Source organism: Paenibacillus sp. FSL K6-1230 (genome assembly GCF_038002385.1).
Lineage (GTDB): Bacteria > Bacillota > Bacilli > Paenibacillales > Paenibacillaceae > Paenibacillus > Paenibacillus massiliensis.
The window spans coordinates 1797129-1808856 of record NZ_JBBOCK010000001.1; the positions used below are offsets into that span (position 1 = coordinate 1797129).

Here is an 11728-nt window from a genome sequence, read left to right on the forward strand (position 1 = left end):
ACCCGAACGGAAATAGAGTTAAGCTGGATTGTCTGTGACGACTATGCGGCTTCTATGACATGATAAAGGAGAGAATGATGCCCCTCTCAAGAAGCGAGAAGTATAATAAGCAAAAGAAACGTCGCAAGCATAAAACCAGAATCATGATGATGGTGAACCTGACTTTGCTGCTCATGATTGGAGCAGTGGTGGGTGTCTACCTCTGGACTGAACATACGGGAGCCTGGATGAACAATCATCAAGCTACAGCATCGAATCCGGAAATGGCAGACAACAGCCGTGTTGTAGATGAACATAACGGTGAGCAGGAACGATTCGATGGTGCCGTGGACAGTGATACTTCTGTCACTGAACAGTTCGGAACAGAGGGAGAAGAGAAGACACAGCAAGCAGGTACTGAGGATGAATCTACTGATGACAAACCGACAGATGACAGCGGCGTAGCAACAGACACATCTGAACGTTCAGAAGCCGACGAAACGAGACAGATGGATGAGGCCGCTGGTGGCAGCTCCACAACAATAGAGGACATGGCACAGCAGGAGACTAGTGCTCCTGTAGAAGGTGGGGATACTTCCACAGGGAGCGGTTCAGTTGATCGGGTGCTCATGCACTTTGTGGGCGATATTCAATTTGCCGGCAAGGTCGAAGAGCGGCTGGAGAGCAAGGGCTTTGATTTTCCGTATCAATATCTTGGGGATCTATTTCGGACGGACGACCTAACGGTTGGTAATCTGGAAACCCCGGTCACGACTCGCGGACAGAAGGCCGAAGACAAGACCTATGTCTATAAATCCTCGCCGAAGGCACTTTCTGCTCTTGCAGCAGCTGGCATGGACGCTGTGAATTTAGCCAACAATCATATTTTGGATCAAGGAGTAGAAGGGCTGCTGGATACGATGAGCTACCTGCAGCAATATGGCATTGGATATATGGGTGCAGGCAAGCAAGCGGAGCGGGCTTACGCACCAATCTACTATGAGAGAAACGGGATCAGAATCGCTCTGCTTGGCTTTAGCCGTGTTATTCCCAAAGTCAGCTGGTATGCTGGTAATGGGCCTGGTGTTGCAGGGGCCTATGATTCCACCCTGGCATTGAAAGCAATCCGAGAAGCGCGCAAGCAAGCAGATCTGGTCATAGTAACTGCTCATTGGGGTAAGGAGAAGACGAGGACGCTTGAGGCGCATCAAAGCAAGCTTGCACATGAATTCATTGATGCTGGAGCCGATCTCGTCATGGGCGGACATCCACATGTATTACAGGGACTAGAGCAGTATAAAGGGAAATGGATTGCTTATAGCACGGGTAACTTTATTTTCTCCAAAGCTCTGGACCCGTTAACGCTGCAGACTGCCATCTTTCAAGCCTCGTGCACCAAGCAGGGGGATTGCCAGCTGCAGCTTATCCCTTATCGTACTGAATTGGGTCAGCCTGTACCTATGGGAGCCGAGGAGGCAAGCCAGCTATATCGGGAATTGACCGCGGTATCCATCGGCGGGGCCCGAGTCGAAGCAGATGGACGTGTGACGACGCGATAAAAGGCGTACATGATGCAAAACAAGGGAGAACAATCATCCTTTTGCCCAAGGAGGTTGTGTGATGAGGAACGGTTGTGTAGCTCACCGCGGCTGCTCAGATGCTGCTCCAGAGAATACGATGGCTGCTTTCCAATTGGCCTTGGACTGTTCTGCTGTTAGCTGGATTGAGCTAGATGTACAATTATCCCGTGACGGTGTACCGATGGTCATTCATGATTTCAAGGTGGATCGAACGACGAACGGAACAGGACTTGTGAGGGATATGACGTCCGCAGAGCTGGTACGATTGGATGCAGGAGCCTGGAAATCATCGAAGTACGCTGGAGAGCATGTCCCACAGCTTAGTGAGGTGCTGGATTTGTGCCAGGGCTCCGTGTCGCTTAATATTGAGCTTAAGACGTCGGGCAATATGTACCCAGGTCTGGAGAAGGCAGTGCTGCGAGAGATAATGGCGCGTGGGATGGAGAGGGATGTGGTGCTCACCTCATTTGACCGGCAGGCGCTTCGTCAGGTCAAGGTACTTGATTCTGAGATACAAACCGGACTGATCATTGACGCCGCCCCCAACGATCTCGCAGAACAGCTGGATAAGCTGGAGTGCACGTTTCTATCGCTCGGTTATCCCCATGTGAACAAGCAATTGCTCCGCAAGATGGCGGAGAGGGGAATTATCGTCATGGCCTGGACGGTCGATCAGTTGCGACTTATGAGGCGGCTTGCTGCTATGGATTCGGAATTGCTGATCTGCACGAATCGCCCTGAGCTGTGGCCGACGGCCATATCCAGGCGCAATTGGCTGCCGTTCCTATAATCCCTCTTGCCAGGAAGGCATACGTAGGCACCATATAGTCAAGCGTTACTGTTGACTGACAGTAAAGTCATCTCAATCGTAGCGGATTGTAATGGGCCATATTCTGGCTGTATCACACTTAATCATGCCCTACATACGTTCATAATCCGTACTATTTAAGCTCCTGATTTACCCATATAAGCTCCTGATTTAACTATATAGCTTCTGAGCTGATTTGTTACAAATTTTAGTCGTAGTAACTTCAATCTATACAGACAAAGGTGGCTGACGAGAATGATGAAGGAAATCCGCAATGTGTATTGTGTAGGACGTAATTATAAATTACATGCTGAGGAACTGGGTAATGCTGTACCCGAACAACCAATGATTTTTATGAAGCCGTCGCATGCGGTTGTACCTATGAATGGAGATGAACTGAGTCTTCCATTGGACCGCGGAGAGCTTCACTATGAGGCAGAGCTTGTATTGCAGCTGGGAAGTCAATACGAACCAGGGATGTCACTTGCGGAGAGCATTAGCGGCTTTGCCTTTGGCATTGATTTTACGCTGCGTGACGTGCAGTCGGTCATCAAGCAGAAGGGCCACCCTTGGACGGCTGCCAAAGGCTTCAAAAATTCTGCGCCAATTACACCGTTTCTTCCATTTCCAGGCATGGAGGCTCTGCTTCAGCATGATTTCACGCTGTTGAAGAATGGACAGGTGGTACAGCGCGGTAACCTATCGAATCTGATCTTCTCCTTGCAGGTTGTAGCGGATTATATTGCTGAGCATTACGGTCTGGGAGCGGGAGATATCATCTTTACAGGCACTCCCGAAGGAGTGGGACCAACGGTTCGCGGAGATATATTGGAGCTTCAGTGGGGAAATAAATCACAAGGCTCGTGCAAGATCGGCTAGCGTTGATGTGAATTTCTGCTGTAGCGAATAGTTGTAAAGAATGGGGCGCAATGCTTGAAGCGCGCTTGAAGTCATGTCATTGTGCAGGAGGCTAATGTGGACTGGATCATTGGAGCAGCAGCTGCGCTGCTGGTGAGCGGAGCTGCATACCGGAGACGCTCGCTGACGTTGTCCGGCTGTGCAGCAGCTGTAATCATAGGTACTGTATATTATGGAGCAGGCAATCTGTTCTGGTTCGGCACATTGCTGTTATTCTTCATCACATCTACTGCTCTATCCAAGTATAAGCAGGGACGGAAGGCTGAATTAGAGAAGTCCTATGCCAAGACCGGGAACCGTGATGCGGGGCAGGTGCTGGCGAACGGTGGCATCGGAATGCTGCTATGCATCTTGAACTTCGTATGGCCGCATCCCGTATGGGCCCTATTCTTCATTGGGGTTATGGCCACGGTAACGTCAGATACCTGGGCGACCGAGATCGGTAGCCTGAGCCGGAAGCCACCGCGATTCATTCTGAACGGCAAAGTAATGCAGCCAGGTACTTCTGGAGGCGTCTCATGGCTTGGTACCGGGGCAGCGCTAGCAGGCGGAATGACCATTGGCGTTGGAGCCTGGCTGTTCCAGCTAGTGGAGGGAGCTACCCTGCTTGGTTGGTGGGAATGGCTGCTGATCGGAGGCGTTGCTGGTATAGGGGGTGCATTCACAGATTCGTATCTCGGGGCTACGGTGCAGCTCATGCATCGCTGCAAGGTATGTGGCCGCGAGGTTGAGGTAGAGATGCACTGTGGTCAAGAGACTCTTGCCGTTCGCGGCTGGGGCTGGATGAGCAATGATGCTGTGAATCTGATCAGCTCTATTGTCGGTGGTGCGCTGGCATTGCTGGCACTGACTCTATGAATGTAGAACAGAGCACCCGATCGGGCAACAAGACAGAAAGGGGGAAGGGGCTATATGAGCGCCCTGCATGGAGATAAGCAGGAGGCGATCCTGGACGCGGCTTATGATATTTTCGGTACCAAGGGCTTCTACGAAACGAAGATTTCGGAGATTGCAGAGCAAGCAGGAATTGCCAAAGGTACCGTCTATCTGTATTTCGAAAGTAAGGAGCAGCTGTTCAAGGCCGTAACACGTCGTGATTGTGAGCAGTTCCTGGAGCGGCTCAGTCATTCCGTTCAAGGGTGTGCCTTCGAGGAGCAGATCCATAGAATGGCCAGCCTTCATTTGCGGTATCATTATGAGCGGAGGCATCATTCGAAGCTGTTCTTCATGCTACCCAACAATGATCCAGAATTGATGGAATATATGAGAGGCTTCATTCAACGGTATACAGATTTTGTGACCAAGGTGCTGGAGCAAGCCGAGGTGAGTAATGCATCCTTGCATGCTAAAGCCTTGATCGGTATGCTGGAGCGGCTTAAGATGGATTTCATGTTCAACCAGGAATATGAGGAGGCAGAGCTGCTAACTACTGTTGAGCTTGCCGCGAATCTGTTTTTAGGGGGCTGCCGGGCAATGCCTATCAGATAGTACCTTCACAGGTGTGGGCGTATGTAGCAAATGTAGTGAGTGTAGCATCAAGCATACGTACACCACAATCTAGGGCACGACAACTATAATCAATACTTTATTCAAACCATGAAGTGGCGGCTGTGGGGAATATTGTTTCAATTAAATGACAGTAAAAGAAGGTCAGTTCATAGAAAGAGTAGGGCAAAGCCATGAACATATTAACGGTAGAACAATTATCCAAAAGCTATGGGGTCAAGACACTCTTTCACGAAGTATCCTTCGGCATGGATGACAAGGATAAGATCGGGGTAGTCGGTGTCAACGGTACGGGTAAATCAACATTTCTGCGCACAATTGCAGGGATTGAGACACCGGACAGTGGACAAATTGCGGTCAATAACGATGTGCGGATTCAATACCTCGCACAGAATCCAGAATTTGATGAGCAAGCAACAGTACTACAGCACATCTTCGGCGGAGGCCTGCCGGAGATGAAGGTGGTACGTGAATATACAGAAGTTATGGAGCAGTTGGAGCTACAGCCAGGTAACGAATCGTTGCAGAAGAGGCTGCTTGAGGTCAACCAGCGGATGGATGCGCTGCAAGCCTGGACGTTAGAAAGTGAAGCGAAGGCAGTACTGACAAGGCTCGGCATCACGCAATTCGACGCACTCATGGGCAGTCTGTCAGGGGGGCAGCGTAAGCGGGTAGCACTGGCTGCTGCCTTGATTCAGCCCTGCGAGCTGCTGATTCTGGATGAACCGACGAACCACATCGACAACGACTCTGTCGAATGGCTGGAGCAATATTTGCAGAAGCGACGTGGCGCATTGCTGATGATCACGCACGATCGCTATTTTCTCGATCGTGTCGCTACAGTCATGCTGGAGCTGGATCGTGGTAATCTGTATCGTTATGAGGCGAATTACACTCGTTTTCTGGAGCTAAAGGCTGAGCGTGAGGAACGAGAGGCAGCCTCGGAGCAGAAGCGTCAGAATCTGTTTCGCAATGAGCTGGCCTGGATACGGCGCGGAGCCAAGGCTCGAACGACTAAGCAGAAAGCTCGCATTGAACGGTTTGAGAAGCTGAAGGAGCAACAGCCAGAGCAACGAGGCGGAGCTATGGATGTCTCGGTTGCATCTTCTCGTCTCGGCAAGAAAATCATGGAGCTGGAGCAGCTGAACAAATCCGTGGAAGGTCGTGTATTGATCAGTAATCTGGACTACACGGCGGTTCCCGGTGACAGAATTGGGATTGTCGGACCGAATGGAAGCGGCAAGTCGACGCTCTTGAATATGATCGCTGGCAGGCTGGAGCCGGATCAGGGACAAGTTGTGCTTGGCAGCACGGTGAAGCTGGGGTACTACACTCAGGAGCACCAGGATATGGACATGAATCAGCGTGTTATTGAATACATCAAAGAGGGCGCCGAGATTATACGAACAGAAGATGGCAGTACAATCACGGCTGCACAAATGCTCGAACGCTTCCTTTTCCCACCTGGGATGCAGTGGACGATGATTGGAAGACTGTCCGGCGGAGAGAAGCGGCGTCTATATCTACTGCGTGTACTGATGGAGTCTCCTAACGTACTGCTGCTGGATGAGCCGACGAATGATCTGGATATTCAGACACTTGGCGTGTTAGAGGATTATCTGGATGACTTCCCTGGTGTGGTTATTACTGTATCCCATGATCGTTATTTCTTGGATCGTACTGTAGATAAAATCATGGCCTTCGAGGGGAACGGAAAGGTTCGGACCCATGTAGGCAACTATACGGAATATGCGGAGTGGATGGCACGTCATGCTGCGGAGACGGCCTCAGTGATCGCTGCAGCCGAGAAGAAGACGGCTACAGAGAAGCAGGAGCAAGCTCCCAAAAAAGAGAAGCTGAAATTCAGCTACAAGGAACAGCGGGAATACGAGCAGATTGATGAACTGGTAGCGAAGGCTGAGGAGCACCTCGTGCATATCGCAGCAGAGATGGAGAAGGCGTTCAGCGACTCGTTGCGGCTACAGGAGCTAATGGAGCAGCAGGCACAGGCTGAAGCTGAGCTGGAGCGTCTGATGGAGCGCTGGACCTATCTGAATGAGCTGGCTGAACGAATCGAAGAGAACAAATAGTATCAGTTGGACCGCAGTCGCTTATTTAGTGACTTGCGGTTTTTTTATGTTGACGTTAGAAATGAACCTTTTTCCAGTTCAGTTAGTTTAAGAGGTAACAGGTTGGAGAGGAGGAAGGAAGCATTGACACAAAAGGAGCTTTTTAAGAGCTACAATAAGCAGGTCTACCGAACATGCTACTACATGGTACATAACGAGGCCGATGCTGAGGATCTTTGTCAGGAAGTATTCATCTCGATCTTTCGCAGCGACTGGGAGCGTGTGGAGCATCTGCGGGCGTGGATTATGCGTATTGCCGTGAATCGTTGTCTGACTCACCTGAAGACAAGGCGCAGACGAGAAGCCAAGGACATGCTTGTACAGAGCCAATACCGCTCTACGGATCAGGGAGGAAAAGCATTGGACCTGCTGATAGAGGAGCGGGAGGCTGCGGAAGAGCTGGCGAGAGACATGATGCAGTTACCTCCAAAGATTCGTGCCGCGATATCATTAAGGTACATGCATGATTTCAGTATGTCTGACATCGCCGAGATTCTGAGTATTCCAGTGGGGACGGCAAAATCAAGAGTGCATAAGGGACTAAAGCTTATGAAGCTAATCATGTCAAAGCGGGATTATGTTGTCCACCGTTCGAACAAAGGAGGATGTCATGAAGCATATCGAGAACAGACTTAATCAGCAATTAAACCATGAGGACGGTCTGACCTACCCTGATTTTAACAAGATGTGGTCACAAATAGAGACAGCGATCGATACGCAACCTGAGGCTCACGAGGGAGCAGCCGACACAGTATCTTTTGGGAAAGGCATACAACGATCCCAACAAAAAAATGGACTTATAATCCCTAAAATCAAAGCACGAGGCTGGCGCCGGGCTGTGATGATGGCTTCTATCAGCGCTGTCATCATTGCAGCGCCGGTATATGCAGCCTTTCAGGTCGATTGGACCCATTTGCTGAACGGCAGGAGTGGCATCCAGAACGCCTTAGCACAGAATCTCGGGCAGACGATTGAGCAATCGGTGACGAAGGATGGAATCACCCTAACGATTCACACAGCCGTGGTGGATGAGAATCGAACAGTCATCTTATATAGTTTGGATACGGGGAAATATGGGAAGAATCTGTGGCAGTTCGCGGACATGGAGCTGACAGATGAGCAAGGTAATCGGATCGAGGGCAGGGTCGGTAGACAGATGTGGAATGAACAGGCTGGGAGGTACATCGGTTATTTTGAATCAAATTGGACTCCTAAGTCGGAGCAAGCGACTATTGAACTGACGGCCGGCAAGCTGCAATTTTTCTCGAATCAGCAGAAGGAGATACCGCTTGATATCAGTAAATCAGGAGAGCAGCAGTTTGCTATCGAGCAAGATGGCATTTCCAAGCTGATGGTTCAAGCCTTTCCACGGGGAGAGGATAGCTTGATGCTGTCAACAGGTGTATTTTTTGCCCAGCCAGAGATCAGAGAGTGGGCCACTCCACAGGTGAATGCCTACTACAATAGCGATGAGCCTGTTCGCATCAGCAACGGTGCCTTCGGCAAGCCTGGAGATCATGGGGAGTATACGGCACAGCAATATTACAAGCTGGCTGATATACCAAAGGATGGTACTGTGTATAAACTCGACTACACCCGGCGGGATGCGATCGTTGATCAGCAATGGACATTCTCACTTCACCTGAGCAAGCAACAAATGGAAGCAGGTACCCTGCGTACCCAGATTGATATGCCTGTTCCCGGTACGGAGGACAAGGCTGTGTTGAAGGAACTGGTCATTACCCCTACGCAAATCCGTGTGACGGAAGAGCATCAGAAGCGCTATTACCAGCTCCCATTTGTCAAGTATCAACTGGAGGTGGACGGTCATTTACTACGCCAGGCATATTGGTCTTCTGAGAAAGGTCCTCATATAAACGAGCTATCTGTGGAGAGGCCGCTGGATTTGGAGATTACAGACACATCCGTCATCAAGCTGATTGGGCGGCATCTCATTGAATATCATGATGGTGATGAGTATCCTGCAATCATGCTTAAGAATATTGGTAGCGAGCGCCAATCCTTCATGCAGGACATTGGGGGCTATCCTGTCAAATGGACGTATTATCGCGAAGATGGTAATCTGTTCGTAGAGACGGAAAGCGCTGATCCTTTGTTCGGCGGCGTAAATCAGACCCACATCGGCAAAGGGAAGGATCGTATCATAGGCAAGCCGCTCACGGTCAATTTCTCAGGGGATGGAAATAACAAGTCTATTGATGTATATAAGGATTATGGTTCAGACAGCGCAGAAATCTACATGTTCTACTACACTACTGAACGCCCGGATGAGCAATTCAGCATCCAGCTTCGTCCGTAGTATGTTCATAGGTAGGTTCATAAGTAACGCATAGTTGGGATCACAGGAAGGATGATGGCATCTGAGCACGGAGGTACAGCGCTGCGCATGGGTCAACGCAGACCCTTTGTATATTTCTTATCATGATGAGGAATGGGGGATACCGAAGTACGGAGATCAAGAGCTGTTTGAGCTACTTATACTGGAGGGTATGCAAGCAGGACTAAGCTGGTATACCGTCCTGAAGAAGCGTGAAGCCTTCCGTGAAGCCTTTGACCAATTCAATCCAGAGCGGATTGCGGCCTACGATGACGAGAAGATTGAACAGCTGATGAGCAACCCTGGCATCATTCGCAATCGGCTCAAGATCCAGTCGACAATTACGAATGCACGAATCTATCTGGAAATCATGGAGGAAGGCAGCTTCTCTGAGCTGCTATGGAGCTTTACGGAGGGTGTTCCCTTGGTGAATCATTGGCGTGATGTAACCGAGGTGCCAGCTGTCACCCCGCAATCTGATCAGATGAGCAAGACGCTGCGCAAGCGAGGCATGAAATTCATCGGCTCGACCATTTGCTACGCATTTATGCAGGCTTCAGGGATGGTGGATGATCATACGATGGACTGTTTTTGCAGAAAGTAATAAGGTTTATGGTAGAAGGAGAGCTCCAACCTGCTTCCAGAGTACTTTTATGAATTCCCTAAATTTCGAACGGTGTCGGTGTAAATGTTGCTTCGCCAAGAAACCCTAATCTTATCCATAAGATTAGGGTTTCTTTTCTGTTGACAAAAGGCCCGCTCCTGCCTATTCTTAATGAATGAATATGAGAATCATTATCACGTATAAGAAGAGGGGATCTACATCCATGTTCGCACATCATCGCAAATCCGTTGCCTTTACTCTGGCGACAACCCTATTACTGTTATTCGTAATTGTAGGATGCAGCAATACAGGGAACAGTAATGTTGCTTCAACAACTACCTCAAATGAGACCGCTACCACCAAATCAATTACGATGTCATGGCCTCGTGATATCGGTACGATGAATCCACACACATATAATCCTTCACAGCTGTTTGCCCAGTCGATGCTCTATGAGCCGCTCGTTAGCTACCAGAAGGATGGTAAGCTGGAGCCGGCCTTGGCTGAATCATGGACAATTTCAGATGATGGCAAAGTATATACATTCAAGCTTCGTTCTGGCGTGAAATTCTCAGACGGCACTGACTTTAATGCCGAGATCGTCAAGAAGAATTTTGATGCGGTGATGGCACACAAGCAGACCCATAGCTGGCTGGGCATTGTAGGCGTGCTTGACAAGACGGAGGTAGTGGACAATCTTACCTTCCGTCTGACACTGACAGAGCCATATTATCCCGTTCTGCAGGATCTATCCGTAGTTCGTCCGTTTCGTTTTCTGGGCGAAGCTGGATTCCCTGATCATGGGGATACATCTGAGGGCATCAAGGAGCCTGTTGGAACAGGACCGTGGATGCTGGCAGAGTACAAGCAGGATGAGTATGCAGTCTTCAAGCGCAACCCGAATTATTGGGGAACCGCACCCAACTTCGACCAGGTTACTGTCAAAATTATTCCTGATGCAGAGACCCGCGTAGCTGCCTTCGAGAAAGGTGAGCTTGATCTGATCTATGGTGAAGGTGTCATCAGTCTGGATGCATTCAAGCAGCTGCGTGACAATAATGAATACACGACACAGCTGTCAGATCCGGTGGGTACCCGCAGTCTGCTGCTGAATTCCTCCAATCCGAAGCTGTCGGATGTAAGGGTACGCACGGCGCTTCATCAAGGCTTTAATAAGCAAGCTATGGTAGAAGGCATTACCTCTGGTCTGGAGGAGCCAGCTGATTCCGTCCTGTCCAAGAACTACCCGTATACGAATGTTGATCTTCAGCCGATCGCATATGATGCCCAGAAGTCCAAAGCTCTGCTGGATGAAGCGGGCTGGAAGCTACCTGCTGGTGGTACCGTTCGAGAGAAGGATGGTCAGAAGCTGGAATTCGAGATGATCTTCGATAAGACGGACCCGATTCAGAAGGCGATGGCCGAGACCATTCAGGCCGAATGGAGTGAGCTGGGTGTCAAGGTGAATCTGACGGGTCTTGAGCTGACCGTGCAAATCAAGCGTCTGAAGGCGAATGATTTCGATCTGTATTTCTGGTACAACTACGGTGCACCGTATGATCCACATTCCTTCGTGAACGTCGTGGCAAGCCCTGGATTTGGTATTTCAGAGACACTTAGTGCCATTCCGATGAAAAAGGAGCTTGACGAACAGATTCGCGCGGTCCTGTCGTCAACGGATGAGAAGCAGCGTCAGGAGCTGTACACATCAATCCTGAGCACATTGCAGGAGCAATCGGCGATCGTACCGATTTCCTATATCAAGAAAACAGCGGTATACCAGAAGCATATCAGTCAGTTTGTATTCCCGGCTAACCGCGATGAGAATCCTTTTGCAGGAATAGAATTGGGCACTCCGTGAATGAT

Annotated in this window: 10 protein-coding genes; all 10 read left to right on the forward strand. The window is 49.8% G+C overall.

Translation table 11 applies throughout. From position 1 onward, the window contains the following. The first annotated feature begins 77 nt into the window (after window positions 1-77). On the forward strand, window positions 78-1538 hold the full coding sequence (locus MKX74_RS07895; protein WP_341178002.1) for a CapA family protein: 1461 nt from the start codon (window positions 78-80) through the stop codon (window positions 1536-1538). A gap of 61 nt (window positions 1539-1599) precedes the next feature. After that, window positions 1600-2349 (forward strand): glycerophosphodiester phosphodiesterase, encoded by a 750-nt coding sequence (locus MKX74_RS07900; RefSeq protein WP_341178003.1) that lies wholly within the window; start codon window positions 1600-1602, stop codon window positions 2347-2349. A 273-nt stretch (window positions 2350-2622) separates the two neighbouring features. Further along, window positions 2623-3246, forward strand: a complete 624-nt coding sequence (locus MKX74_RS07905; RefSeq protein ID WP_341178004.1) for a fumarylacetoacetate hydrolase family protein — start codon at window positions 2623-2625, stop codon at window positions 3244-3246. A gap of 96 nt (window positions 3247-3342) precedes the next feature. Then, entirely contained in the window at window positions 3343-4143 is an 801-nt protein-coding gene (locus MKX74_RS07910; RefSeq protein ID WP_341178005.1) for a DUF92 domain-containing protein, read from the forward strand. A 54-nt stretch (window positions 4144-4197) separates the two neighbouring features. After that, window positions 4198-4773, forward strand: a complete 576-nt coding sequence (locus MKX74_RS07915; protein WP_341178006.1) for a TetR/AcrR family transcriptional regulator — start codon at window positions 4198-4200, stop codon at window positions 4771-4773. Between the two features lie 191 nt (window positions 4774-4964). Continuing rightward, window positions 4965-6881, forward strand: coding sequence for an ABC-F family ATP-binding cassette domain-containing protein (locus tag MKX74_RS07920; RefSeq protein WP_341178007.1), 1917 nt, complete (start codon window positions 4965-4967; stop codon window positions 6879-6881). A 123-nt stretch (window positions 6882-7004) separates the two neighbouring features. Further along, a complete protein-coding gene (locus MKX74_RS07925; protein ID WP_341178008.1) occupies window positions 7005-7556 on the forward strand; it encodes an RNA polymerase sigma factor in 552 nt (183 codons plus the stop codon). Then, window positions 7531-9240: a DUF4179 domain-containing protein gene (locus tag MKX74_RS07930; RefSeq protein WP_341178009.1), complete on the forward strand. Its 1710-nt coding sequence runs from the start codon at window positions 7531-7533 to the stop codon at window positions 9238-9240. The genes MKX74_RS07925 and MKX74_RS07930 overlap by 26 nt, the downstream gene beginning before the upstream one ends. Window positions 9241-9301: 61 nt before the next feature. Continuing rightward, window positions 9302-9862, forward strand: coding sequence for a DNA-3-methyladenine glycosylase I (locus tag MKX74_RS07935; RefSeq protein WP_341180533.1), 561 nt, complete (start codon window positions 9302-9304; stop codon window positions 9860-9862). Between the two features lie 223 nt (window positions 9863-10085). After that, window positions 10086-11723 (forward strand): nickel ABC transporter substrate-binding protein, encoded by a 1638-nt coding sequence (gene nikA, locus MKX74_RS07940; protein WP_341178010.1) that lies wholly within the window; start codon window positions 10086-10088, stop codon window positions 11721-11723. Window positions 11724-11728 lie beyond the last annotated feature (5 nt).

Coding starts and splice junctions, on each gene's coding strand:
- MKX74_RS07930 (WP_341178009.1), top strand. CDS start 7,531: ATGAAGCATATCGAGAACAGACTTAATCAGCAATTAAACCATGAGGAC.
- MKX74_RS07920 (WP_341178007.1), top strand. CDS start 4,965: ATGAACATATTAACGGTAGAACAATTATCCAAAAGCTATGGGGTCAAG.
- MKX74_RS07895 (WP_341178002.1), top strand. CDS start 78: ATGCCCCTCTCAAGAAGCGAGAAGTATAATAAGCAAAAGAAACGTCGC.
- MKX74_RS07900 (WP_341178003.1), top strand. CDS start 1,600: ATGAGGAACGGTTGTGTAGCTCACCGCGGCTGCTCAGATGCTGCTCCA.
- MKX74_RS07915 (WP_341178006.1), top strand. CDS start 4,198: ATGAGCGCCCTGCATGGAGATAAGCAGGAGGCGATCCTGGACGCGGCT.
- MKX74_RS07905 (WP_341178004.1), top strand. CDS start 2,623: ATGATGAAGGAAATCCGCAATGTGTATTGTGTAGGACGTAATTATAAA.
- nikA (WP_341178010.1), top strand. CDS start 10,086: ATGTTCGCACATCATCGCAAATCCGTTGCCTTTACTCTGGCGACAACC.